The organism is Mesorhizobium intechi, assembly GCF_002879535.1.
Lineage (GTDB): Bacteria > Pseudomonadota > Alphaproteobacteria > Rhizobiales > Rhizobiaceae > Mesorhizobium > Mesorhizobium intechi.
Genome location: NZ_PNOT02000006.1, coordinates 1 through 24,105, shown reverse-complemented (window position 1 = coordinate 24,105; position 24,105 = coordinate 1). Strand labels below are relative to the sequence as shown.

Below are 24,105 nucleotides of genomic sequence, written 5' to 3'. Positions count from 1 at the left end.
CGCATACATACAAAAAGGCGGCCCGCGGGCCGCCGTTTTTGTATGTGCTATGACGACACCTACTTCGCGTTCGGGTTCGGCATCCATGCCGGCATCGCGACATCTGCATGGGCGAACTGCGGCAGCTTGGCCGACAGGTCTTCCATGTTCTTGATGTCCTTGTCGATCAGCTCTTTCTGGGTGATCAACGTCGGCGGCACGATGACGTTGTGGCCAGGGTCTTCACCGGCGAGCAACTGCGACAGAAGATCAAACGTGGACCGGTCGCTTCGAAGTTTTTGCAACAGGTTGACGAATCGATGTTGGGCCGACATCTTTGTGTTCGCGTTGCCTGCGCACAACCTCCAACGACCTTCCCCAGCATGGTCTTAGCCGGAGGCAAAGGGACTTTCGTCTCGGGTTGCTGTCTTGGTCCAACCGTTTCGGGCGTGGTTGCTGGGGAACTTGCGTCCGAGACGTGAAAGGCCTGACAATGACGCAAAATGGAAATCTCAAACGCCGTGTGCGTGCTCGCGCAGCCAAAACGGGCGAGTCTTACACCGCAGCCCTCAGACATGTTCGCCCGACATTGCCGGATCGTTCTGAAGCCAAATCAGTGCGGTTGGCCGTAGCCCAGACTTCGCTTTTCAATGACCCTCGCGACGTTTCCGGACTGCGGGCCAGTGGAATGGAAATGCGTCGCTTGATGCGTGATGCCCATAAAGCCGGAGCGCGCCTTGTACATTTCCCGGAAGGAGCAACGTGCTCCCCTAACAAGCGCATCATGTCCGAAACCGCCCCTAAGGAAATCGGCGATGCTGACTGGACCCGTTTCGAATGGGTGGTTTTGCGAGAAGAATTGGAAGCAATCCGCGTAGTTGCGAGAGACCTTAGGCTGTGGACGGTATTCGGCTCAGTCCACCAACTCACCCCGCCGCACCGCCCGCATAACAGCCTGTATGTCATCTCCGATCTTGGAGAGCTCGTGACGCGCTATGATGAGCGCCTGCTATCGAACACAAAAATTTCATTCATGTACGCGCCGGGAAAAGGCCCGGCGACTTTTGAGATTGACGGCGCCCGCTTTGGATGCACGCTCGGTATGGAGGCGCACTATCCCGAAGTCTTTGCCGAGTACGAAAAGCTCGACGTTGATTGTGTCCTGTTCTCAACCACAGGTGAGACGCCTTCCGCAGCGCCGGCTTTCGCAGCAGAGGTGCTGGGACATGCCGCAAGCAATACATACTGGGTCAGCTATTCCGCTCACGCCGCCCAGAGCGCGACAACGCCTTCAGGAATAGCTGCACCCAATGGTCAATGGGCTGCGCGATGCCCGGCGAATGGAAACCCTGCTATATCAGTTGCGGACATCAGGACTGATCCCGAGAATCTTGCGCGACCCTGGAGACGAAAGGCTCGCTCTGATCTCTATGTGCCTCATCAGGTAGACAGCGATCCGAGGAGCGACGATCGCAACCTGTTCTGAGAAACACCCAACGGTGGTGGCGGTCCCCATGCCAGCAAAAAAGAGCGGCTCGCAAGCCGCTCTTTTCTTTGTGCGCCGACCCTTACTTCGCGTTCGGGTTCGGCATCCAGGTAGGCATGGCGACATCGGCATGGGCGAACTGGGGCAGCTTGGCCGACAGGTCTTCCATGTTCTTGATGTCCTTGTCGATCAGCTCTTTCTGGGTGATCAACGTCGGCGGCACGATGACGTTGTGGCCAGGGTCTTCACCGGCGAGCAGCTGCGCCAGAGCGCGCACCGAGACCTGGCCAACGACGGCGGGGTTGGTGGCGGCGGTCGCCGCCCAGGCGCTGTCGGGCTCGCGCATCGCTGATATGTCCGATGTCGAGATGTCGGCCGAATAGATTTTGATGCCCTTGTTCAGGCCGGCTTCGTCGACGGCGATCTTCACGCCCTTGGCGAATTCGTCATAGGGGGCGAACATCACCTTGATGTCGGGATGGGCCGACAGCACCGAACGCGCCTGGTTGGCGACCGAGTTGGCGATCGGGTTGTCGAGCGTGCCGAACATCGCGACTTCCTTGATGCCGGCATATTTCTTCTTGACGTCGACCCAGGTCTCGTTGCGGCGGTCGAGCGGCGCGATACCGGCGACGTAGACATAGCCGGCATTCCAGCTCTCACCATTGTCCTTCACCGCCTGCTCGAGCGCGAGGCGGGCAAGGTCTTTGTCCGACTGCTCGATCTGCGGGATCTTCGGGTTTTCGACATTGACGTCGAAGGCCACGACCTTGATGCCGGCGTCGACCGCGCGCTGCGCCGCATCCTTCATCGATTCCGTCAGGCCGTGCTGGATGATGATGCCCTGCACGCCGAGCGCGATGGCCTGGTCGACCATGTCGGACTGAAGGGCGGCATCCTGGCGGCTGTCGAGCACGCGCAGGTCGATGCCAAGCGCCTTGGCTTGCGCCTCGACGCCCGAGAGATAGGCCTGGAAGAAGTCACCGGTCGAGAGATAGCGCACCAGCGCGATCTTGACGCCGGGCTTGTCGAACGGGGCCGGCTTGTCCGCGGCAAAAGCCGGGAACTGCATCAGCATGGTTGCGCCGGCCAGCCCGAGCGCCACCTTCCCCAGAAGTCTTCTCGTGATGTTCACCTTGTTTTCCTCCACTCTTGTTGAACCCAAATCCTGTCCGGTCGAGGCTACCCCCTGCCCCTGCCCGAAAGGGCAAAGGTGAAGACAAGGGCGACGACCAGAACCACGCCCTTGACGAAATCCTGCGTGTAGTAAGGCGCGTTCATCATCGTCAGGCCTTGCAGCAAGATGCCGACGAACAGCGCACCGACAGCGGTACCGAAGGCGTTCGACTTGGCGGCACCGAGCACCGCGTAGCCGATCAGCGCCGCGGCCACCGCATCGAGCAGCAGATTATTACCCGAGGCGATGTCGCCGCGTCCAAGCCGGGCGGCAAGCAAAATGCCGCCGATCGAGGCAAAAACTCCTGAAATAACATAGGCCCAGATCTTGTATGCCTTGACAGGCGCACCGGCGAGTTCGGCGGCCCGCTCATTGGAGCCGACCGCATACATCATGCGGCCGAAGCGGGTGTATTCGAGGAAGAACCAGATCAGCACCGCCAGCACCAGCAGCACCACCACCGACACCGGAATGAGGTTCGGGATGAAGAAATCGAAACGGTGGCGGCCGAGCGCCAGGAAGGCGTCGCCGAACTTGCCATTGGCGACCGAACCGTCTGGCATGGTCATGCCCGTGGCGATCGAGCGGCCTTCGGTCGGGATGCGCTGCAGGCCGACCAGCAGGAACATCATGCCGAGCGTCGCCAACAGATCGGGCACGCGCATATAGACGATCAGCCAGCCATTGATCAGGCCGACAATGGCGCCGATGAGCAGGCAGACCACGACAGCGACGACGGCATTCTGCTCGAGCACCACCATCACATAGGCAGCCGCCATCATGGCCGATGTGGCGACCGAGCCGATCGACAGGTCGAAGCCGCCGACGACCAGCGTGGCGGTGACGCCGAGCGCCAGCACGCCGGTGATGGCGACCGACTGGAAGATGAAGACCGCACTTTGCGGCGAGACGAACCCGTCGGCGGCGATCGCGAAATAGGCGATCAGCCCGAACAAAAGGACAATGAAGCCGTAGCGGATGGCGTGGTCGCGCAGCGTCATTCAGCGCACCCACGCGACGCAGCTATTCTTATCCAACACGGACCCATAGTCTCTCCGTTCCAATTCTAGCCGCCGCCATGTTCAGGCGCTGCTGTGCAGCGGCCCGCCCGCGACCTCGGCCAGCAGGCGATCGAGATCCACTTCGGCGTTGCGGTGTTCGCCCACGATTGTGTGTTCCGACATCACCAGGATGCGGTCGGCCGTCTCCAGCGCCTCGTCGAGTTCGGTGACGAACAACAGCGTCGCGCGGCCATTGGCGCTTGCCCTCAGTTTGGCGGCGATGTCACGCCTGGCCGAGATATCGACACCCTGAAACGGCTCGTCGAGGATGAACAGCGCGGCATTCTGGGCCATCCAGCGGGCAACCATGACCTTCTGCTGATTGCCGCCGGACAATGCCGACATCTCGTCTTTCTCGGAGCGGCAGACGATGCTGAGTTCCTCGATCTGCCGACGCGCGGTGGCGCGTTCGAGACGGCGCTTGAGCACACCAAGGCTCGACATGCGCTTGAGGAACGGCAGGCTGACATTGCGCTCGATGTTGAAGTCGCCGACGATGCCGCTGGTGGCGCGGTCCTTGGCGACGAGGAACACGCCGGCGGCGATAGCATCGCCGGCCGATCGCGGCGCATAGGGCTTGCCGTTCATCGTCATGGCGCCGGTCAGCGGCTTGCGCACGCCGAACAGCGTCTCGGCAAGCGCGGTCTTGCCGACGCCGACGAGGCCGGTGATGGCAACGACCTCGCCATCGCCAAGCGTCAGCGAAATCGGCCTGGCCCCGTGCCCGATGCGCAGGCCTTCGACCGTCAGGACCGGTCTGGCGGAACTCCTGGCAACGATCTGGTCGAGATGGATCTTGCGGCCGAGCATGGCATTGACCGCGCCTTCATAGTCGAGCGGCTTGGTGTCAAAGACGCCCGAAACAATACCGTCACGCATCGAGACGATGCGATCGGCAAGTCGCCTGATGTCGGACATGCGGTGCGAGATATAGAGGATGGCCACGCCTTGTTCGCGCAGCCTGTCGACCAGCGCGAACAGACGGTCGGCCTCGGCGCTGGAGAGCGAGGACGTCGGCTCGTCCAGGATCAGCACTTTCGGCTGATGTGCCAAGGCGCGCGCGATCGCCACCATCTGGCGATCGGCCAGCGAAAGGTCGTTGACGCGGGCCTTGAGATCGATGGCCAACCCCATGCGGTCGGCGACGGCCTTGGCCTCGCGGCGAACGCGGGCCGGATTGAACAGCGTCGGCACGCCCCTGCCGCTCAACCTGTCGAGTGTGAGGTTTGTGGCGACGTCGAGATCGGCGACCACGCCGTCATTGATGTTCTGGTGCACGGTGACAACGCCGGCGCGGATCGCCTCCGCCGGCGTGTTCGGCGCAAAATCCTGCTCCGCGAGGGTCATCGTGCCGCCGCCGCGCTCGTAGACGCCGCTTATGATCTTGACGAGGGTGGATTTGCCGGCGCCGTTGGCGCCCATCAGCACGGTGACTTCGCCGGAATGCAGCTCGATCGAGATGCCGCCAAGCACCTCGTTTCGGCCAAAGGATTTCCTCAGTCCCTCTACGCGGAACACGGCATTGCCGACCATGCGTTCCTCCCTGACCACGACGCTATGGGCAACATCGGCAATTGTCAACACGATTGACAATTGCCAGATCGCTTCCTAGCTTGGCCCCGCCGTCAAGGCTCCCTTATGATCGGAGCGCACAGGCGGGAGGGATACGAATGACCGGGAAATTGCCGTTCGAAGCACTGTCGGTGGAGACGCTTGCAAGGCGCCTCGGCACGAACGCGGCGCTGTGCGCCAAGATCGGCAGGGACACGACACAGTGGAAAGTTCGCGAGGTCGGCGACGGCAATCTCAACCTCGTCTTCATCGTGGAGGGCGCCGGTGGCGCGGCCGTGGTCAAGCAGGCCCTGCCCTATGTCCGCCTGGTCGGCGACAGCTGGCCGCTGCCGCTGAAACGTTCCTTCTTCGAGTATCACGCGCTGACAAGGCAAGAGGCGCGCGCGCCGGGCTCGGTGCCGGCGATCTATCATTTCGACGAAGGCCAGGCGCTGATCATCATGGAGTATCTGGCGCCGCCACACGTCATTCTCAGGCATGCCCTTATCGACGGACGCCAGCTTGCGAACATTGCCAGGGATATCGGCCTGTTCATGGCCCGCACGCTGTTTCGTGGCTCCGACCTGTCGATGGTGCCCAAGGATCGAAAGGCCGATCTGGCGCTGTTCGCCGACAATATCGAGCTCTGCGACATCACCGAGAACCTGGTGTTCTCCGATCCCTATTTCGACGCCAAGATGAACCGGCATACGCCGCAGCTCGACGGCGTTGTTGCCGAACTGCGCGCCGATCGCGACCTCAAGGTCGAGGCGCAGCGGCTGAAGCACATTTTCGCCGCCAATGCCGAGACATTGCTGCATGGCGATCTGCATTCCGGCTCGATCATGGTCACCGACCAGGAGACCCGAATGATCGACCCGGAGTTCGCCTTCTACGGCCCGATGGCCTTCGATGTCGGCATGCTGCTCGCCAATTTCTGGATGTCCTTCTTCTCGCAGCGCGGACATGAGGAGAAGGGCAAGCGCGATGCCATGCGCGCCTACCTGCTCGGGGTTACCGCAGAGACATGGGCGGTGTTCCGCGCCGAATTCTCGCATCTGTGGCGCACCGAGCGCACCGGCATGCTCTACCAGAAAAGTCTATTCGAGGATCAGGGCGACAGGCTGGGTGCCGAACAGGCGCTCGACCATGTGTTGCACCAGATCTGGACCGACCTGCTCGGCTTTGCCGGCATCGAGGTGCACAGGCGCATCCTCGGCCTCGCCCACAATGCCGATTTCGAGACCATTGCCGATGAAGAGCTTCGCGCCAGTTGTGAGGCAAGGGCGTTGAAGTTCGGCCGTCACATCGCCGTCAACCGGCGCCAGATACACAGCATCGACGAGGTCAACACGCTGGCCGCGCTGATCGAACAGGAGAGCAGCATTTGAACGTCGGCGACCGCCACTACCGCACTATCTGGCTGAGCAATGACGGGCGTTCGGTCGAGATCATCGACCAGCGCTGGCTGCCGCATGATTTCCGCATCGAAACGATCGGCACGGTTGCCGGAATTGCCACCGCCATCCGCGACATGTGGGTGCGCGGCGCGCCGCTGATCGGCGTCACCGCGGCCTACGGCGTCGCCATGCAGATGGCCGATGATCCGTCCGACGCAGCGCTCGACGCCGTGTGGGAGACGCTGCACGAGACGCGCCCGACGGCGATCAATCTGCGCTGGGCGCTGGACGAGATGCGGCGCTTCCTCAAGCCGCTGCCGACGGAACGACGCGCCGCGGCCGCCTATCGGCGCGCCGCCGAGATCGCCGACGAGGATGTCGGGCTGAACCGCGCCATTGGCGAGAACGGACTTGCGATCATCAAGGCGATCGGGGCACGCAAGCAGCTGGGCGAGACGGTCAATATCCTCACCCATTGCAATGCCGGCTGGCTGGCGACCGTCGACTACGGTACCGCCACCGCGCCGATCTATCTGGCAACCGAAGCCGGCATCCCTGTCCATGTCTATGTCGACGAAACGCGGCCGCGCAACCAGGGCGCCCAGCTCACCGCCTGGGAGATGGCCGGCCACGGCGTGCCGCACACGCTGATCGTCGACAATGCCGGCGGCCATCTGATGCAGCGCGGCGCGATCGACATGGTCATCGTCGGCACCGACCGGACCACCGCCGACGGCGATGTCTGCAACAAGATCGGCACCTATCTGAAGGCGCTCGCGGCCGCCGATAATGACGTGCCGTTCTATGTCGCGCTGCCCTCGCCGACAATCGACTGGACGGTGCACGACGGACTCGAGGAGATTCCGATCGAGCAGCGCTCGGCCGACGAGGTCTCGCTTGTCTGGGGCAAGACCGCCAGCGGCGAGATCGCCCAGGTGCGCATCTCGCCCGTAGCGACGCCGGCCGCAAATCCGGCCTTCGACGTGACCCCTGCGCGGCTGGTGACCGGGCTGATCACCGAACGCGGCGTCGCCAAGGCCTCGCGCGAGGGCCTGAAGGCAATGTTCCCCGAGCGGGCATAGCGCCCATGCCCGCTAGTACAACGGCTTGCTCATGTGCCCCGGCGTCGGCCACTGGTCGGTGATGCCGGGCTGCACCGGCCGCTCGAGATAGGTCGACAGCACCACATAGCTGCGCGTCGAGGTGACGCCTGGCGTTTCGTAGAGGCGAGCAAGCAGGCCTTCCAGCGCCCTCGTGTCTTCGGTGCGGACCTTCAGCAACATGCAGGTGTCGCCGGCGACGGTGTGGATCTCCTCGACCTCCGGATACTGCGAAACCGCCATCAGCTCAGGGGTCTTGCCCCAGCCCCTGGTGTCGATATGCACGAAGGCGAGCAGCGGCTTCTTCACCGCCTTGGGGTCGATGATCGCTGCCGTGCCGCGAATAGCGCCGCTGCGCCGAAGACGTTTGACCCGTTCATGCGCGGCTGGCGGCGAAAGCCCGACCCGCTCGCCAAGTTCGGCGTAGCTGACCGTGGCATCGTCGACGAGAACGCCTAATATTTTTCGGTCAATTGCATCGACGGCGCGAGATGCTGGCGTGTTCCGCAGAATGCCATCTGTTTCTTCATCCATGTCGACAATCCTGATTGCCACGGAATTCAATTCGGCCATTATGGTGATATGTCGAACAGCAATCAAGCCACCGCCCTGCCAGCCGATGCCAGGCCGCCGATCCCGGCCCTCGCCTATCTGTTGACCGGCTGCATCGCCGTGATCGGCTCGAATTCGCTGGTCCTGGGGCCCATAGCCCCGGCCGTGGCATCGTCCTTCTCAAGGAGCGTCCCGACCGTCATGGTCGCGGCGGCCGCTTTTGGCCTCGGGACCTCGGCGAGCGCCCTGTTCCTGGCCCGTTATATAGACCGGCTCGGCGCTCGCCGGATGCTGCAAGCGGCATTGCTGTTGCTGGCCATAGCTCTCGTCGCGAGCGCGGCCGCACCGACACTGATCATGCTGATCGCAGCCCAGCTCGTCGCCGGTATAGCCGCCGGCGTCGCCATGCCGGCGATCTATGCGAGCTCGGCGGCGATCGCGCCGCCCGGCCGCGAAAGCGGAACCATCGGCGTCGTGCTGACCGGATGGACGCTCAGCATGGTGGCCGGCGTTTCGCTCTCGGCCGTGCTCGCCGACCTCGTGCATTGGCGCGCCGTCTTCGCCGCCGTCGCGGTGCTGGCAATGCTGGCGCTGGCCAGCCTCACCATGACGTCGCTGAGCGACATCAGGAAGAACGGCCCGGCGCCGACACCGCTGGCGGCGCTCGGCATTCCCGGCATTGTGCCGCTTCTCGTCGCCTGCGCGGCCTTCATGACCGCCTTCTACGGTGTCTACGGCTATCTCGGCGACCACCTGCACAGCGGACTGGGCAAGCCGGTGAGCGCCAATGGCTGGGCCGCGCTCGCCTACGGCATCGGTTTCGGCACGGCGGCCTTCCTCGACGGCGTGATCGATCGCCTGGGAGCCCGCCGCGTCATGCCGTTCGCCTATCTTCTTGTCGCCGCCGTCTATGTCGCCATTGCCGCGACGAGCAACAGTTTCGGCCTGACGCTCGCCATGGTAGCTATCTGGGGGCTTGCCAATCATTTCGGATTGAATGTCCTGGTGATGCGCCTGTCGGCGCTCGATCCCTCACGGCGCGGCACGATCATGGGCCTTAACAGCGCGGTGACCTATCTCGCGGTCTTTATCGGCACCACCGGCTTCGGGCCGATCTATTCGAGCTTCGGCTTTGCCGTCTGCGCGATCGTTGCGGCGTTGCTGATGCTGGTTGCCGCAGCGGCGGCGGCGTGGCGCACGCGATAGAGCGGCTCGCTCACGCAAATTGTTCCAGTTGACAGAACGTAACTAGCCACTGGTCGTCGCGCGATTGACATCAGCGCTCCCGTCCCTCCATACAAGGCCGTTAATGTTCTCAGGGCGGGGTGAAAGTCCCCACCGGCGGTAAGAGTTTCGACTCAAGCCCGCGAGCGCTTTCCAAGACAATTGGAAAGGTCAGCAGATCCGGTGTGATTCCGGAGCCGACGGTTACAGTCCGGATGAAAGAGAACGAAACGGAAAACGGACCGCTCCGGCGGGCCGGATTGCGTATCGTGCGTCCTGATTCTGGTTCGAAACGGAAGGATGGACCCATGAATCAGCATTCCCACAAAGACTATGAAACTGTTCGCATCGCCGTCATCCGCGCGCGCTGGCATGCGGATATCGTCGATCAGTGCGTCAACGCCTTCGTGGCGGAACTGGCCGACGTCGGACGCGACCGCTTCGCTGTCGATGTCTTCGATGTACCCGGCGCCTACGAAATCCCGCTACACGCCAAGACCTTGGTTGAGACCGGCCGCTATGGCGCGATCCTCGGCACGGCTTTCGTCGTCAATGGCGGCATCTACAGGCATGAGTTCGTCGCCAGCGCCGTCATCGACGGCATGATGAACGTGCAGCTGTCGACCGGTATTCCGGTGCTTTCGGCGGTGCTGACGCCGCACAACTATCACGACAGCGCCGAGCACCACCGCTTCTTCTTCGAGCACTTCAGCGTCAAGGGCAAGGAAGCGGCCAAGGCCTGCGTGGAAATTCTCGCCGCGCGGGAAAAGATCGCGGCATGAAATCTTCCCGGCCGGGTGGAAATCGCGGTAACACCCGGTAGTATTTGCGAAAATACGGAGTTTGGGAGGATGCCGGTGCAGACCAAGAAGATCATCAATGACGGCAACCGCGCCGTCGACGAAATGCTCGAAGGGATCCTCGCCGCGCATCCTCGCCACCTCAGGAGCGCGGACGGCAGCCCGCGCTCGATCATCGCCCGCGACGGGCCACGGCCCGGCAAGGTCGGGCTGGTGATCGGTGGCGGTTCAGGCCATGAGCCGACCTTTCTCGGCTTTGTCGGCAAGGGACTGGCGGATGCGGCGGCCATCGGCAACGTCTTTGCCTCGCCGCCCCCCGATCCGATCCTCGAATGCGCCAAGGCGGTCAGCTGCGGCGCCGGTGTCTTGTTCATGTATGGCAACTACGCCGGCGACGTGATGAATTTCGACATGGCGGCCGAGATGGCTGCGATGGACGACATCGAGGTGCGCACGGTGCTGACCACCGACGACGTCGCGTCGGCGCCGCGCGACCAGCGGCAGAAGCGGCGTGGCGTCGCCGGCAATTTCTTCATCTTCAAGGCGGCCGGTGCGGCCTGCGATCGGATGCTCTCCCTGGACGCGGTGGAGCGCATCGCCCGGAAGGCCAACGACCACACCTTCACCATGGGCGTGGCGCTGTCGCCTTGCTCGCTGCCGCAGACAAGGCGACCGAATTTCGAGATCGGCGCGGACGAAATGGAGATCGGCATGGGCATCCATGGCGAACCTGGCATCGCCCGCGGCAAGCTCGGGACCGCCGACGCGATCACCGACGAGATGCTGGACAAGATTTTCGCCGAGATGGCGCCGAAGCGTGGCGACAAGGTTGCGGTGCTGGTCAACTCGCTCGGCTCGACGCCGCTGATGGAGCTCTACATCATGAACCGGCGGGTCAAGCAGCGGCTCGACGAGATCGGCGTTTTCATCCACGCAAGCTGGGTCGGCAATTACTGCACGTCACTGGAAATGGCCGGTGCCTCGGTGACGCTTTTTCATCTCGACGAGGAATTGCAGACCATGCTCGACCATCCCTGCGACTGCGCCATGTTCCGTGCCGGCTGACGAAAGAGCGTTCCCGTGACCATCAACACCGCCGACCTGAAAAGAATGTTCGATACGATCGCGGTGGCGATCGAGGCCGACAAGAACCGGCTCTGCCAGCTCGACGGCGTCATTGGCGACGCCGACCACGGCATTGCCATGGCGCTCGGCTTCAATGCCGTGCGCGATGCGCTGGCCTCGCTGGACCTTGCGGCGACCGAGCCGACGGCGTTGCTCAACACGGCGGCGAAATCGTTCCTCAACGCCGTCGGCGCGTCCTCAGGCCCGCTCTATGCGACGGCCTTCATGCGCGGCGGCGCCGCCGTCAAGGGCAAGGCGACGCTGGCGGACGCGGACTTCACCGCCCTGTTCCAGGCCATGTCACAAGGCATCAAGGATCGCGGCAAGGCCGAACCGGGCGAGAAGACGATGGTCGATGCCTGGCAACCGGCGGCCGAAGCGGCCGCCGCGGCCAGTGTAGCCAGCAAGACCTTGGCTCAGTGTCTCGAGGCGGCCCATGCCGCCGCCGAGCGTGGGGCGGAAGCGACCAGGGACATGATCGCCGCCAAGGGCCGCTCCTCGCGGCTCGGCGAGCGATCGCTCGGGCATGTTGACCCGGGCGCGGCATCGGCCGTCACCGTGATCGGCGCGATACGCAAGAGCCTGAGCTAGCGTTTCGCCGCCGCGTCGAGCCTGTTGATCGCCTGGACGTTGCCGGCCGAAGGCCCTTGTTCGTCGAACTCGGAGGCAAGCCATGTGTCGACGATCGCCTTGGCCAGTTCGGGGCCGATGACGCGGGCGCCCATGGTGATGATCTGCGCGTTGTTGGATTTCGCCGCGCGCTCGGCCGAATAGGTGTCGTGGGTGAGCGCGGCGCGGATGCCCGGCACCTTGTTGGCCGAGATCGAGACGCCGATGCCGGTGCCGCAGAACAGGATACCGCGATCGTTCTCGCCGTCGATGATGGTCTGGGCGAGTTTTTGCGACAGGTCGGCATAGTAGCCGGCCTGGCTGAGATCGCTGACCGTCAGGCCGGATTTGGTGGCAAGGTGTGCAGCGATGACGTCGAGCAGCGGTTTGCCGGCGCTGTCGGCTCCAATGGCTATTTTCATGTTTTTCCCTTTTCAGTCGGATGGTTTCAGGTCGCCGCCGAGGCGCGACGGAGAATGTCGATGTAGCCGTCCGCATGCCAGGCGGAGCGGCCGATGAAGAGGCCGTCTATATTGGGCCGGCCAACAAGCTCGGCGGCATTGCCGGGATTGACGCTGCCGCCATAAAGCACCGGCGGCACCGACGGCAGCAGGGCGCCGGCCACTGTCTTGATCAAGGCCTGCTGCTTGTCGGCATAGTCGGCGCTGGCCGGAATGCCCCTGTCGCCGATCGCCCAGACCGGCTCGTAGGCGAAGAGGATTTTCGCGCCCTTCGCCTCGCCTTCAAGGAATTGCAGCGCGCCCTCGACCTGAGCGCTCAGCACGGCATGGGCCTGCCCGCTTTCGCGCTCGACCAGCGTCTCGCCGACACAGATCAGTGGAATCAGCCCGTGCGTCACGGCGGCCGCCGTTTTCAGGCCAACGGTGCGATCGGTCTCGCCAAAATGCTCGCGCCGTTCGCTATGGCCGAGTTCGACCAGATCGAGCCCGCAATCCCTCAGCATCAGCGGCGAGATCTCGCCGGTCCAGGCGCCGGCGTCGGCCCAATGCATATTCTGGGCACCGACCTTGATGTGTGTCGACGACAGCGCCTGTTTCACCTCGCGCACCGCCGTGAAGGGCGGTATGACGAAGGGCTGGATGCGGTCATCGAAACGGGGGATGAAGCCGGCCAGGCGCTCCGCGAAATCCAGTGCCTCGGCGAGCGTTTTGTTCATCTTCCAGCTTGTACCGACCCAGTAGACCACGCGTACTGCTCCTTAACTTTGCTGATCACGATCCGCCGATTTTCGGGCTCATGATCCCTTTTCGATCACCATCAGCGAAACGCCGGCGGCATCCAGCACCGCGCGTACGCCCGGCTCAGGCGCGCGGCCGGTTAACACCGCGTCGAATGCGCTGAGATCAGTCAGGAAATGCAACGCCGTGCGGCCGAACTTGCCGTGATCGACCAGCAGATATTTGTGGGTCGCCGCCACCATCATCAGCCGCTTGGCCTGCACCACCTCCTGATCTTGGTGGAAGGCCGAAGCCCCATGGATGGCCGAAGACGACAGGAAAGCGACGTCGGCGCGCAGCGACTTGAGCGAAGCCTCGGCCAGCAGGCCGAAGAAGCCGTGGAACTTCTTGCTGTACTGGCCGCCGAGCGCGATCAGGTTGATCCCCCCGGCGCCGGCCAGTTCCTGGATGACGGCCAGATTGTTGGAGATCACCGTCAGCGGCCGCAGATCGGCAAGATGGCGCGCTATGCCGCCCGCCGTCGAGCCGTCATCGATGATCACCGTCTGGCCAGGTTCGATCATGGCCACGGCGGCCGCGGCAAGACGCTGCTTTTCCTCGGTCGCCTGCTTCTGCCGGTAGCGGAAATCGCTTTCGAACAGGCTGCTCGGCTGGATCGAGGCGCCGCCGCGCACCTTGCGCAGGAAACCGCTTTCCTCGAGCTCGTCGAGGTCGCGATGCACGGTCATCTTCGAGACGCCGAAGCGCAAGGCGAGATCGTCGACGCCGGCCTGACCGGCGTCCATCAGAAACTCCATGATGCCTTGCCGCCGGATGTCGCTCTTCATCACCGCTGACCGAAAACGCCGAAGCGTGGCTCTTTGATGGAGCCGAAGATATAACAGCTATCGTCGCAAAAGTATCAAACAATTTGTGATAATGGGATAATTTACTGGGATATTCCTCTTGCCCCGATCGCGTCGCTGTAACAAGAATTGCTGGCGGGACGGCCGGTGACGGTTGCGGTGGCGGGGAAATCCGGCCAGAAGCATCGTGGGCTGGACGATGCGCGGACAGTCCGCAACCACCAGGTTTGAAACCAGATACGGGAGACTATTCGTTGGCTCGCATCACACTGAGACAATTGCTCGATCACGCAGCCGAATACGGCTATGGCGTGCCGGCCTTCAACATGAACAACATGGAACAGGGCCTCGCTATCATGGAGGCGGCGGAAGAGACCAAATCGCCTGTCATCCTGCAGGCAAGCCGCGGGGCGCGTGCCTATGCCAATGACGTGGTGTTGGCCAAGCTGATCGACGCGCTGGTCGAGATCCATCCCGACATCCCGGTCTGCATGCATCTCGACCACGGCAACAACGAAGCCACCTGCGTCACCGCGATCCAGTACGGCTTCACCTCGGTGATGATGGACGGTTCGCTCAAGGAAGACGGCAAGTCGCCGGCCGACTACGCCTATAATTCCGGCATCACCAAGCGCGTCGTCGACATGGCGCATTGGGGCGGCGTGTCGGTCGAAGGCGAGATCGGCGTGCTGGGATCGCTGGAGAGCGGTGGCGGCGAGCAGGAAGACGGCCACGGCGTCGAAGGCGCGATCAGCCACGACCAATTGCTCACCGATCCGGTGCAGGCCGAACAATTCGTGCGCGACACCCATGTCGATGCGCTGGCGGTGGCGATGGGCACCAGCCACGGCGCCTACAAATTCTCGCGCAAGCCGGACGGCGCGGTGCTGGCGATGAACGTCATCGAGGAGATCCATCGCCGGCTGCCGAACATGCATCTGGTCATGCACGGTTCGTCCTCGGTGCCGGAGGACCTGCAGGAGATCATCAACAAATATGGCGGCCAGATGAAGCCAACCTGGGGCGTGCCGGTGGAGGAGATCCAGCGCGGCATCAAGCATGGCGTGCGCAAGATCAACATCGACACCGACAACCGCATGGCGCTGACCGGCGCGATCCGCAAGGTACTGACCGAAAACCCGAGCGAGTTCGATCCGCGCAAATATCTGACGCCGGCAATGGCCGCGATGCGCAAGCTCTGCAAGGAGCGCTTCGAGCAGTTCGGCACCGCCGGCAACGCACCGAAGATCAAGCCGCTGCCGGTCTCGGAAATGGCCAAGCGCTATAAATCGGGCAGCCTCGATCCGAAATTCGGCTGAGTTCCGGTCCATTTGATTTGCTGAATTCAACGGGCAGGAGCCGCCGCATCGGCCCCTGCCCGTCTTCTAGCCGGCCTTCGGCAGAAGATCGGACCTGCCTGTCTCGATGAACGGCGCCCAGTAGTCGACGGATTCGCGGATCATGGCGACCACCTGATGGTCGACCGGCTCGCGCTCGCGGAACGATAGTTCGAGGCAGATCTCGTTGTCGGTGCCGCCGCCGCGTCGCACCGTCTGCAGCAGTTTTTCAGGCGTGATGCGGCCGTCCCTGTTGTAGGCTGATGTGAACGGCCAATGGCCGCCCTTGTTCATCGACGACTGCTTGATGTGGATGATCGGCGATTTCCTGGGAAAGGCTTCGGCCCAGGCGTACGGATCGATGTCAGCCGGATTGCTTGAGGTGACGTCGCCATGGTCGATGTCGACCATCATCTCCAGCGGAATGGCGAGGCCGGCGGCGTCGATCGTGCGCTGCAGCATCCGGCAATTCTCGATGGTGTGGCCGAACTCGCGGCCAACCGACATCGGTTCCCAGAACAGATAGGTCAGGCCGGCCGCCCTCGCATGCTCGGCGACCTCGCGCCAGCAATCCAGCGCGATGTCGAACAACCGGGCGCGGCGCTCGGGGTCGTCAAAGTCGCGATGGGTGAAGATGGCAAACTGCGTGCCCATGCCACCAGCCCCAAGCTCGGCCGAGATGTCGGCGAAGGTCTTGAACCAGTCTACATAGTAGCGGCGCACATCGGCGTCGGGGTGACCGAAATGGTTCAGCCTGCCGTAAGGCCCGGTCATGCCGGACGTAACACGCACGCCGGTGCGGCCGAGCGCGTCGCGAAACAGGCGGACGAATTTGACGATCGTCGCCGCCGGCCAGCCGGGATTGACGAACTCATGCGTGAGCTGCACGTCCCTTATGCCGATGTCATATGCGATGGTGTCGATCAGATCGTCCGGATCGGCGAAGCGATTGACCAGCGGATTGGTGTTGAGCGAGAGCGTGAAGGGCAAGGTCGCTATCCCTCCCCGACGCAACGCAAGACATTGGAGCGGAATGCCGTCATTGCAGCGTGGCTCCTTCGCTGTTGAGTTGCTGGCGATATTTCTCGGCGTCCCAGTTCAGCAGTTCGGCATTCTCCTCCCGACTGAGATAGTTGACGCGGGCGGCGCCATCGACGCGCGCGACGACGTCGGCCAGGCAGCGCGCCATCGCCTCGGCGCCGGCGTTGGCATCGCGGCGCATCAGCACGCCCTTGCCGGGAAAGAGGATGGATGTCGGCGCGGCTGCAGTGCGGGCGACGGCCGCCGCCGCGTCCTCACCGGGGCCGGCGATCAGCGAGCCGACACCGAGGAAGATCACATGATCCGGGTAGAGGCTTCCGGAGGCGGCGATGCGGCAACTGGCGAGGTCGGTCGCAACGGCGTGCGCGGCGGCCGAGGCCGGCAGCCGGTAGTCGCTGCCGGCGGCGAGCCGCAGCAACGCATCGAGATCGGGCGGTGGAGCCGGCCGCGGCTGCCGTGCGAGCAGTCCGGTCACGCGTTGCAGCAGCAAGGCTGCCTCAGCGACCGTGTCGGCGGCGACCACCAGGCCGTGATTGCCAAGCACGAGCACGTTGGTCGCGGGCTTCAGCCGCTCGGCGATCGCCTGTGCCAGCGGCAGGCCGGGTCGGCGATAGGGCACGAAGGCCCAGTCGAGGCCGCGCAGGCGCCCTTCCAGCAAGGCTTCGGCATTGGCCTGCACGGCGATCGAGATCGTCTCGACGCAATGGACGTGGACTACGATCTTCTGCGGGAGCAGCGCGTGCACCGTCGTCTCGATGGAGGGCCGCAGCTGGCGAGGGTTGAGATCTGCCAGCGTGAACTGTCCCGCGGCCTCCGCCGCCGGGCTGCGATGCGACACAGCATCGCGCAACGGCGCCAGCGCGACCGGCACCATGATCTCGTCGTCGCGCGCGTTCTTCAGCCAGGTGCCCGACGCCTTTATCCACAGCACGCCGGCCTGCTTGATGGAGGTGTTGCCGCCGGCACCCTGAACCAGCAACGGGTCGGCGCCGATGCTGGCGGACAAGGAGCGCAGCATGCGGAATTCCGTGCTGCCAGTGTCGACGGAATGGACCATCAGCCTGCCCTCGCCAGCCGGTTCGCGCACCAATGCTCGAAGGCCACCCTTTCCTCGGCGGACAGATGCAGGCCATGCTTGGTCCGCCGCTCGAGAATATCGGCTGATGTCACGGCCCATTCCTGGTCGAAGAGATAGGCGGCCTCGCGCTCGAAGAAATCCTTGCCGAAGCAGCACCCGAGCTCATCGAGCGAACGCGCCGCGCCAACCAAGGCCCGTGTCCTGGTGCCGTAGAGCCGGCCGTAATGCTTCAGCAGAGATGCCGGCATCCAGGGATATTCGCCTCCGAGATCGCCGAGGAACTGTTCGAAATCGGCATCTGCGATATCGCCGCCGGGTAGATGCGCCTTCGCCGTCCAGGGCTTGCCCATGTGCGGAAAGAACGGCGCGATCCTGTCCAGCGCATGCTCGGCCAGCTTGCGGAAGGTGGTTATCTTGCCGCCGAAGACGGAGAGCAGCGGCGCCTGAGCGTCCGGCGCGTCGAGCTCGAAAATATAGTCGCGGGTCACGGCACTTGGGTTGTCGGCATTGTCGTCATAAAGCGGCCTGACGCCGGAGAACGAATAGACGACGTCGCCACGCGCAAGGCCGCGCTTGAAATAGCGATTGACCACCTTGATCAGATAGTCGATCTCGCTCTCATCCGCCGCCACGTCCTCGGGCCGGCCCTCATAGGGGATGTCGGTCGTGCCGATCAGAGCGAGATCATTCTGATAGGGGTTGATGAAGATCACGCGCTTGTCGCTGTTCTGGATGAGATAGGCTTGCCGCCCCTCCCAGAATTTCGGCACGACGATGTGGCTGCCTTTGACCAGGCGTACGTTGCGCGTGGAGTTCTGGCCGGCAACGCGGTTGACGATGTCGTTGACCCAAGGACCGGCGGCATTGATCAGCGCGCGCGCCCGAACCGCCGTCCTGATACCCGTCCTGCCGTCCTGCATCTCGACAACCCACAGGCCGTTCTCGCGGCGGGCGGCGGTGCAGGCGGTGCGGGTGAAAACCCTGGCGCCGCGCTCGGCGGCGTCAAGCGCATTGATGACGACGAGGCGGGCATCGTCGACCCAGCAGTCGGAATATTCGAAGCCGCGCCGGAACGCATCCTTGATCGGCGCGCCCTCGGGCGCGGTGCGCAGGTTGAGCGTTCGAGTCGCCGGCAGCCGCTTGCGGCCGCCGAGATGGTCGTAGAGGAACAGGCCGAGCCGCACCAGCCAGGCTGGCCGGTCGTCCGGGCTGTGCGGCAGCACGAAGCGCATCGGCCAGATGATGTGCGGCGCCGATTCCAGCAGCACCTCGCGCTCGATCAGCGCCTCCCGCACCAGGCGGAACTCGTAATATTCGAGATAGCGCAGGCCGCCATGGACGAGCTTGCCCGAGCGCGAACTGGTGCCTTCGGCGAGATCGTCCTTTTCGCACAGGATGACGGAAAGGCCGCGGCCCGCTGCGTCGCGGGCGATGCCGGCGCCATTGACGCCGCCGCCGATGACGAAGAGGTCGACGATTTCAGGGCCACCGTTCATGTCGCCTTGGCCTCGATGCCAGTTTGATGCGTCATGGCCACTGCCTCAGCACGGATTGACCGGAGGCAGGCCGGCGAGGTAGCGGCGCACCTCTTCGGCGGCCTGTTCGGCGGCATAGGTGACGGTGCGCACCGAAGCGCCGGCGATGTGCGGTGTCAGCGTCACATTGGGAAGCAGCAGCAAGGGCCAGTCCGACGGCACCGGCTCGACCGCGAACGTCTCCAACATGGCGCTGGCGATCTGCCCTGAAACCAGCGCCTCGTAGAGCGCGTCATAATCGACCAGCGGCCCGCGCGCGGTGTTGATGAGAATCACGCCCGGTTTCATCAGCCCGATGGTGTCCTTGCCGATCAGGCCGCGCGTCTCGTCGGTCACCCGGGGATGCAGCGTGACCACGTCGGAGCGGACGAGGAGATTGTCCAGCGAGACGAGTTCGACACCGGCATTGCGGTCGTCGGCGCTCAACTGCACATAGGGGTCGCAAACCAGGACGTGGCAGCCGAAGGCGCGCAGCAGGCGCACCACTTTCGTGCCGATGTTGCCATAGCCGATGACGCCGACGGTCATTTCGCTGAGCTCGCGGCCGGTGCGGTCGGCGCGGTAGAGGTCGCCGCGCCATTCGCCCTTGCGCAAGGCCTCGTGGCCGACCCGGATCAGCCGCGTCTCGGCCAGGATGGCGCCCAGGGTGAACTCGGCCACGGCACTCGCGTTGCGGCCGGGGACGTTGACCACGATGATGCCGTGCGCCCTAGCCGCCGCCATGTCGATGTTGATCGGGCCGCCGCGCGAAACCGCGACCAGTCTAAGCGTCGGCAAGCGCCGCATCATGGCCTCCGACAGGGGCGCCAGCTGGGTGACGAGGATCTCGGCATCGCCGATGAAATCAACGACCTCGTCGGGATGGCCGAAGTACTCCTTGACCTTGTCGAGGCCGATCGCTGGATCGCCGAATTCCATCGGTTCATCGGGCCAGGCCGTCTGCAATGTTCTGATATCGAGGTCGCCACGCGAGACTTTCTCGATTTCGGCGCGGAACACCTGCGGAAGCATGAAGTTGTCGCCAATAATCGCTATTTTCTTACGCATACTCGACTTCTCAATTTGCCTGCACTGAAGCCATCGCGCGCCAGACAGGCCGCAACGCCTGGTGCGCCAACATGTAGGACGGGGTCATCTTGTCGTAGATCGCGGCGAGGTTGCGGTCGCTCGGCTCGGCCTCGCCAAGCAGCGGCGTCACCCATTCGCCGACGCACGCGTCCATGGACGGGTAGAGACCCACGCAGACAGCAGCTATCATTGCCGCGCCCGCGGCGCCCGCCTCCTCGCGCGCGCTGATGCGAATATCGGCCCCCACCGCCGCACCCAGGATCTTGCGCAGCGCCGGGCTTCTGGCCGCACCGCCGGTCAGGCGCACTTCGCGCGGCAGCGGCCCCATGGCGGCGTAGCAGTCACGTGCCGCGAACGCCAAGCCCTCGAAGACGGCGCGGACAAGGTCGGCATAGCCGTGCCGCGAGGAAATGCCGACGAAGCCGGCCCTGGCATTGGCATCGACGAACGGCCCCCGCTCACCGGCTTCCGATACATAGGGCTGATAAAGCAGCGCCGCCGGCTGCGCGGCCGCGATCCAGGCATCGACCAGCGCGATCATCTCGCCATTGCTGCGCGAAATGCCTTGCGAGGCGAGAATGCCCGAGGCAAGCCCGAGCACCCAGTCGATGTTGAGCGTCGCCGCCATGTTGGACTGCATCTGCGCGAACACGCCGGGCGCAGGCATCGCCATCGTATAACCGGTCGCCGCTTCGTTCAGTTGCACGTCGTCAGGGGTTTCGGCCAGCCGCATATGCATGCCGGTGGAGCCGATGATCGAGCAGCCGGGCTTGCGCTCACGGTCGAGCAGGCCAGCACCGAGCGCGGTGCAGACGACGTCGACATAGCCGAGCACGACCGGCGTGCCTGCCAGCATGCCGGTCGCGTCGGCTGCTGCCTGCGACAGTGCGGTGCTGTGCCTGGTGCCATCGACGATCGGCGGCAGCAGATGTCTGAGATCGGTGACGCCGAGCACGTCGAGCACATCGTCGCTGTAGTCGCGGGTGTGGAAATCGCCGAAGGTGAAGGTGCCCTCGGACGGATCCGTGGCGCGCTCACCGGTCAGCTTGAAATAGAGCCAGTCCTTGCAATGGAACGCGGTTGCCGCCTTGCCGAGCATTTCGGGCATGGTGCGCTTCATGAAGACGAATTGCGAACCCTGCTGGCAGGCGGCGAGCCCGCTGCCGGTCTTCTCGAAGCGGAGCCGATCCTCGGGCCGGGCGCGGATCTCCTCGACGACGGCCGCGGCGCGCGCATCGAGCCAGAGCCAGCCCCTGGCGACCGGCTCGCCCTTGTCGTCGATCAGCCACGTGCCGTCGCCTTGCCCGGTCACCGCGATCGCCACCGTCCGGCTGGCGAGATTGGGTACCTTGTCGGCGAGCTGGCGTAAGGTCGTGGCGGCATCGCTCCATGTGCGCGCCAGATCCTGTTCGGCGCCGCCGCCCGGCAACGTCTCATAGAGGTTGGGCAACGCGGCGGCGGCAATCTGCCGGCCTGACGTGTCGAAGGCGATGGACTTGATGACGGAGGTTCCGGCATCGATGCCGATCAGGATGTCGCGCATCACGCAAGCTCCATGCCGTGCGAGATCGCCTTGCCGCTCGCCTGGTCGAAGACATGCAGGTTTTTCGGATCGATGCTGACATTGATCGGCGCACCCAGATCGAGGCGGGTGCGGTCATGTTCGACCAGGACCAGCGAACCACCGGCGAAGTCGGCGGCGATGTGGGTCTGGTCGCCGAGCCATTGGTTGGCCGAAACCCTGGCGGGAACGCCCTCCTTCGAGCGTCGGACCGCGTAAGGCCTGATGCCGATCACCACCCGCTCGCGGCTGAGCAATTGATCGCGGACGGGAGCGCTGAAGGCCTCCTTGTCGTAGTCCAGCGACAGGCCGTCGGGCAGCTTGAGATTGATGCGGCCGGCGGCGGTTGCGACATAGGCCTCGAAGACGTTCATCGGCGGCTCGCCGACAAAGGTGCCGGTGAACAGGTTCGCCGGCCGTTCCTTGATCCGGTCCGGCGTGTCGAACTGCTGCAGCACGCCGCCTTCCATCACCGCGATGCGGTCGGCAAGCGCATTGGCCTCGGTCTGGTCGTGAGTGACCAGGATCGCGGTCAGGCCGCGCTCCTTGATGAAGTGCTTGATGCGGCCGCGCAGCACGGCGCGAAGCTGCGGTTCGAGCTGCCCCATCGGCTCATCCAGCAGATGCAGGTCGGCCTCGCGGATCAGTGCCCGGCCTAGGCTGGCGCGTTGCTGCTGGCCGCCGGAAATCGAACTTGGATAGCGTTCCAATATGTCCTCGATCTCGAGCAATTTGGCGATGCTGGCGACCTTGGCGTCGACCTCGTTCTTCGGCAGCCTGGCAGCCTTGAGCGCGAAGGCCATATTCTCGCGCACGGTCAGAGGCGGATAGAGCGAATAGCCTTCGAAGGCCATCGCCACATTGCGCTTGACCGGCGGCAAGGTGTGCACCCGTCGGCCACCGACAGAGATGGCGCCGCGCGAGACCTCCTCGAAACCGGCAATCATGCGCAGCGTCGACGTCTTGCCGCAGCCGGACGAGCCAAGCAGGGCGACGATCTCGCCCTTGCCGATTTCCATCGTCAGGTTCTTGACCGCGTGCACACCGCGATCGATCGGACCGTAAAATTTGTCGACACTGGTTATGGTGAGCGCGCTCTGGCTCATGCCGCTTCTCCGTTGCGCAAGGCGACGACGTTCTTCGAACCGATGCGGTCGCCGCTGGCGTGGTCGAACAGCAAGGCGCTCTTGCCGTCGACGGCGATATGGGCCTTGCCCTCGCCGCGGCCCGGCGTTCCGGCCGGGCGCGAGACCAGGATCTCGCGGCCGCGTACGGTACGCACCAGCGTGACGATCTTTTCGTTGAGCGGCGTCTCGGCCTCGACCGTCACCGGGATGGCGCCCGGGCTACCCTCTTCGACAAAACTCAGCGCTTCCGGCCGCAGACCGATGACGCAATCGCGGCCGACCGCCGCGTCGTAAGCGCCGGCCAGATGGACCTGGACGTTGGACAGGCCGACATAAATCCCCCTGGTATCGCGCGCGGGCTTGACGTCGAGCAGGTTGATGGTGGGGTCGCCAAACAGCCGCGCGATCTCGATATTGGCCGGCTCGCGATAGATCTGCTCGGGCGTGCCGAGCTGCCGGATGACGCCTTGCGACATGACGGCGATGCGATCACCGAGCGCCATGGCTTCCTTGTAATCCTGGGTGACGTAGACGACGGTGGCGCCGCGGTCGGCAAGCAGGCGCGGCAGTTCGAGCCGCATCTCGAAACGCAGCTTGGCATCGACATTGCGCAAGGGGTCGTCGAGCAACAGCAGCGGCGGCGAACCGACCAAAGCGCGGGCAAGTGCCGTGCGCTGCTTCTGGCCATTGGAGAGAGCGCGCGGCTTGTGCGAGAGCACATGGGCGATCTTCAACAGCTTGGCGACGCTTTCGACGCCGGCCTTGATGGCCCCCGGCGAAGACCGCTTGGCCTCCAAAGGCGTTGCGATGTTGTCGTACGCATTCATATGCGGAAACAGCGCGAAGTTCTGGAACGCCATCCCGACGCCACGGAATTCCGCGTCCACATCGGTCATGTCGTCGCCGCCGATGAAGATTTTGCCCTCATCCGGATCGATGACGCCGGCGACGAGGCGCAGCAGCACCGTCTTGCCGGCGCCGGACGGGCCGAACAGGACAAGGGTCTCGCCGTCGGCAACCGTCAGCGACAGATTGTCGAGGACGGTCTGGCTCTTGTAGCGCTTGACGATGTTTTTGAGTTCGAGGCTGGCCATGTCTATCCTTTCACCGCGCCAAGCGACAGGCCTTCGACGAGATAGCGCTGCGCGTAGAGGGCGAGCGCCAGCGTCGGCGTGATCGAGAGCACGATAGCCGCCGAAATCTGGCCGTACTGGATGCCCGAGGAGGTGATGAAGGCAAGCGCGCCGACC

At 64.0% G+C, this 24,105-nt stretch carries 22 protein-coding genes, 2 pseudogenes and 1 riboswitch; of the genes and pseudogenes, 8 read left to right on the top strand and 16 right to left on the bottom strand.

All coding sequences use genetic code 11. The features are described from left to right. Positions 1-59 precede the first annotated feature (59 nt). Positions 60-245, bottom strand: a pseudogene (locus C1D09_RS00395) (LacI family transcriptional regulator); the annotation flags it as partial. 227 nt (positions 246-472) lie between these two features. Between C1D09_RS00395 and C1D09_RS00390 the strand changes: the two are divergent. After that, positions 473-1,465, top strand: a complete 993-nt coding sequence (locus C1D09_RS00390) for a carbon-nitrogen hydrolase family protein (protein WP_143972494.1) — start codon at positions 473-475, stop codon at positions 1,463-1,465. A gap of 82 nt (positions 1,466-1,547) precedes the next feature. Here the strand turns inward: C1D09_RS00390 and C1D09_RS00385 are convergent, their stop codons facing one another. The 3 genes from C1D09_RS00385 to C1D09_RS00375 all read right to left on the bottom strand — a co-directional run bounded on the left by C1D09_RS00385 (position 1,548) and on the right by C1D09_RS00375 (position 5,236). Beyond that, the gene (locus tag C1D09_RS00385) at positions 1,548-2,600 is read right to left on the bottom strand and encodes a substrate-binding domain-containing protein (RefSeq protein WP_143972460.1); all 1,053 of its coding nucleotides are present in this window, start codon (positions 2,598-2,600) and stop codon (positions 1,548-1,550) included. A gap of 47 nt (positions 2,601-2,647) precedes the next feature. Continuing rightward, positions 2,648-3,643, bottom strand: coding sequence for an ABC transporter permease (locus C1D09_RS00380; protein WP_143972459.1), 996 nt, complete (start codon positions 3,641-3,643; stop codon positions 2,648-2,650). Positions 3,644-3,724: 81 nt separating this feature from the next. Beyond that, the gene (locus C1D09_RS00375) at positions 3,725-5,236 is read right to left on the bottom strand and encodes a sugar ABC transporter ATP-binding protein (protein ID WP_143972493.1); all 1,512 of its coding nucleotides are present in this window, start codon (positions 5,234-5,236) and stop codon (positions 3,725-3,727) included. Positions 5,237-5,373: 137 nt separating this feature from the next. On the opposite strand from C1D09_RS00375, the gene mtnK reads away from it, so the two are divergent. Both mtnK and mtnA read left to right on the top strand, forming a co-directional pair. Beyond that, positions 5,374-6,645: an S-methyl-5-thioribose kinase gene (gene mtnK / locus C1D09_RS00370; RefSeq protein WP_143972458.1), complete on the top strand. Its 1,272-nt coding sequence runs from the start codon at positions 5,374-5,376 to the stop codon at positions 6,643-6,645. Continuing rightward, positions 6,642-7,736, top strand: a complete 1,095-nt coding sequence (gene mtnA, locus C1D09_RS00365) for an S-methyl-5-thioribose-1-phosphate isomerase (protein WP_143972457.1) — start codon at positions 6,642-6,644, stop codon at positions 7,734-7,736. The genes mtnK and mtnA overlap by 4 nt, the downstream gene beginning before the upstream one ends. 12 nt (positions 7,737-7,748) lie before the next feature. Here the strand turns inward: mtnA and C1D09_RS00360 are convergent, their stop codons facing one another. Then, positions 7,749-8,288: an Lrp/AsnC family transcriptional regulator gene (locus tag C1D09_RS00360; protein WP_143972456.1), complete on the bottom strand. Its 540-nt coding sequence runs from the start codon at positions 8,286-8,288 to the stop codon at positions 7,749-7,751. A gap of 48 nt (positions 8,289-8,336) precedes the next feature. Between C1D09_RS00360 and C1D09_RS00355 the strand changes: the two genes are divergently transcribed. The 4 genes from C1D09_RS00355 to dhaL all read left to right on the top strand — a co-directional run bounded on the left by C1D09_RS00355 (position 8,337) and on the right by dhaL (position 12,046). Next, positions 8,337-9,512: an MFS transporter gene (locus C1D09_RS00355; protein ID WP_143972455.1), complete on the top strand. Its 1,176-nt coding sequence runs from the start codon at positions 8,337-8,339 to the stop codon at positions 9,510-9,512. Between the two features lie 101 nt (positions 9,513-9,613). Beyond that, a riboswitch (FMN riboswitch) is annotated at positions 9,614-9,761 on the top strand. Positions 9,762-9,838: 77 nt separating this feature from the next. Then, positions 9,839-10,312, top strand: coding sequence for a 6,7-dimethyl-8-ribityllumazine synthase (locus tag C1D09_RS00350; RefSeq protein ID WP_143972454.1), 474 nt, complete (start codon positions 9,839-9,841; stop codon positions 10,310-10,312). A gap of 75 nt (positions 10,313-10,387) precedes the next feature. Further along, positions 10,388-11,395: a dihydroxyacetone kinase subunit DhaK gene (locus C1D09_RS00345; protein WP_143972492.1), complete on the top strand. Its 1,008-nt coding sequence runs from the start codon at positions 10,388-10,390 to the stop codon at positions 11,393-11,395. Positions 11,396-11,410: 15 nt separating this feature from the next. Then, on the top strand, positions 11,411-12,046 hold the full coding sequence (gene dhaL / locus C1D09_RS00340; protein ID WP_143972453.1) for a dihydroxyacetone kinase subunit DhaL: 636 nt from the start codon (positions 11,411-11,413) through the stop codon (positions 12,044-12,046). Here dhaL and derI read toward each other — a convergent pair. The 3 genes from derI to C1D09_RS00325 are packed head-to-tail and all read right to left on the bottom strand — an operon-like array spanning position 12,043 to position 14,090. Further along, positions 12,043-12,486, bottom strand: coding sequence for a D-erythrulose-4-phosphate isomerase (gene derI / locus C1D09_RS00335; RefSeq protein WP_019856833.1), 444 nt, complete (start codon positions 12,484-12,486; stop codon positions 12,043-12,045). The genes dhaL and derI overlap by 4 nt on opposite strands. A 26-nt stretch (positions 12,487-12,512) precedes the next feature. Next, the gene (locus tag C1D09_RS00330) at positions 12,513-13,271 is read right to left on the bottom strand and encodes a triose-phosphate isomerase (RefSeq protein WP_143972452.1); all 759 of its coding nucleotides are present in this window, start codon (positions 13,269-13,271) and stop codon (positions 12,513-12,515) included. A gap of 48 nt (positions 13,272-13,319) precedes the next feature. After that, entirely contained in the window at positions 13,320-14,090 is a 771-nt protein-coding gene (locus C1D09_RS00325) for a DeoR/GlpR family DNA-binding transcription regulator (protein ID WP_143972451.1), read from the bottom strand. Positions 14,091-14,362: 272 nt separating this feature from the next. Here C1D09_RS00325 and fba point away from each other — a divergent pair, with 272 nt between their 5' ends. Then, positions 14,363-15,427, top strand: a complete 1,065-nt coding sequence (gene fba / locus C1D09_RS00320; protein WP_095771163.1) for a class II fructose-bisphosphate aldolase — start codon at positions 14,363-14,365, stop codon at positions 15,425-15,427. A 66-nt stretch (positions 15,428-15,493) separates the two neighbouring features. On the opposite strand, the gene C1D09_RS00315 is transcribed toward fba, so the two are convergent. The 8 genes and pseudogenes from C1D09_RS00315 to C1D09_RS00280 form a co-directional block, all read right to left on the bottom strand. Continuing rightward, positions 15,494-16,435, bottom strand: coding sequence for a sugar phosphate isomerase/epimerase family protein (locus C1D09_RS00315; protein ID WP_143972450.1), 942 nt, complete (start codon positions 16,433-16,435; stop codon positions 15,494-15,496). Positions 16,436-16,484: 49 nt separating this feature from the next. Further along, positions 16,485-17,543, bottom strand: a complete 1,059-nt coding sequence (locus tag C1D09_RS00310; RefSeq protein ID WP_167514436.1) for a class II aldolase/adducin family protein — start codon at positions 17,541-17,543, stop codon at positions 16,485-16,487. Further along, positions 17,543-19,060, bottom strand: a complete 1,518-nt coding sequence (locus C1D09_RS00305; protein WP_143972448.1) for a glycerol-3-phosphate dehydrogenase — start codon at positions 19,058-19,060, stop codon at positions 17,543-17,545. The genes C1D09_RS00310 and C1D09_RS00305 overlap by 1 nt, the downstream gene beginning before the upstream one ends. Before the next feature lie 45 nt (positions 19,061-19,105). Next, a complete protein-coding gene (locus C1D09_RS00300; protein ID WP_143972447.1) occupies positions 19,106-20,146 on the bottom strand; it encodes a 2-hydroxyacid dehydrogenase in 1,041 nt (346 codons plus the stop codon). Positions 20,147-20,156: 10 nt separating this feature from the next. Continuing rightward, on the bottom strand, positions 20,157-21,710 hold the full coding sequence (locus C1D09_RS00295) for an FGGY-family carbohydrate kinase (RefSeq protein WP_143972446.1): 1,554 nt from the start codon (positions 21,708-21,710) through the stop codon (positions 20,157-20,159). Then, positions 21,710-22,834, bottom strand: a complete 1,125-nt coding sequence (locus C1D09_RS00290) for an ABC transporter ATP-binding protein (RefSeq protein WP_143972445.1) — start codon at positions 22,832-22,834, stop codon at positions 21,710-21,712. The genes C1D09_RS00295 and C1D09_RS00290 overlap by 1 nt, the downstream gene beginning before the upstream one ends. Further along, entirely contained in the window at positions 22,831-23,949 is a 1,119-nt protein-coding gene (locus C1D09_RS00285) for an ABC transporter ATP-binding protein (RefSeq protein ID WP_143972444.1), read from the bottom strand. The genes C1D09_RS00290 and C1D09_RS00285 overlap by 4 nt, the downstream gene beginning before the upstream one ends. Positions 23,950-23,951: 2 nt before the next feature. Beyond that, positions 23,952-24,105 (bottom strand): annotated as a pseudogene (locus C1D09_RS00280) (carbohydrate ABC transporter permease); the annotation flags it as partial.

Coding starts and splice junctions, on each gene's coding strand:
- C1D09_RS00390 (WP_143972494.1), top strand. CDS start 473: ATGACGCAAAATGGAAATCTCAAACGCCGTGTGCGTGCTCGCGCAGCC.
- C1D09_RS00380 (WP_143972459.1), bottom strand. CDS start 3,643: ATGACGCTGCGCGACCACGCCATCCGCTACGGCTTCATTGTCCTTTTG.
- C1D09_RS00375 (WP_143972493.1), bottom strand. CDS start 5,236: ATGGTCGGCAATGCCGTGTTCCGCGTAGAGGGACTGAGGAAATCCTTT.
- mtnK (WP_143972458.1), top strand. CDS start 5,374: ATGACCGGGAAATTGCCGTTCGAAGCACTGTCGGTGGAGACGCTTGCA.
- C1D09_RS00360 (WP_143972456.1), bottom strand. CDS start 8,288: ATGGATGAAGAAACAGATGGCATTCTGCGGAACACGCCAGCATCTCGC.
- C1D09_RS00355 (WP_143972455.1), top strand. CDS start 8,337: ATGTCGAACAGCAATCAAGCCACCGCCCTGCCAGCCGATGCCAGGCCG.
- C1D09_RS00350 (WP_143972454.1), top strand. CDS start 9,839: ATGAATCAGCATTCCCACAAAGACTATGAAACTGTTCGCATCGCCGTC.
- derI (WP_019856833.1), bottom strand. CDS start 12,486: ATGAAAATAGCCATTGGAGCCGACAGCGCCGGCAAACCGCTGCTCGAC.
- C1D09_RS00325 (WP_143972451.1), bottom strand. CDS start 14,090: ATGAAGAGCGACATCCGGCGGCAAGGCATCATGGAGTTTCTGATGGAC.
- C1D09_RS00310 (WP_167514436.1), bottom strand. CDS start 17,543: ATGGTCCATTCCGTCGACACTGGCAGCACGGAATTCCGCATGCTGCGC.
- C1D09_RS00305 (WP_143972448.1), bottom strand. CDS start 19,060: ATGAACGGTGGCCCTGAAATCGTCGACCTCTTCGTCATCGGCGGCGGC.
- C1D09_RS00300 (WP_143972447.1), bottom strand. CDS start 20,146: ATGCGTAAGAAAATAGCGATTATTGGCGACAACTTCATGCTTCCGCAG.
- C1D09_RS00295 (WP_143972446.1), bottom strand. CDS start 21,710: ATGCGCGACATCCTGATCGGCATCGATGCCGGAACCTCCGTCATCAAG.
- C1D09_RS00290 (WP_143972445.1), bottom strand. CDS start 22,834: ATGAGCCAGAGCGCGCTCACCATAACCAGTGTCGACAAATTTTACGGT.
- C1D09_RS00285 (WP_143972444.1), bottom strand. CDS start 23,949: ATGGCCAGCCTCGAACTCAAAAACATCGTCAAGCGCTACAAGAGCCAG.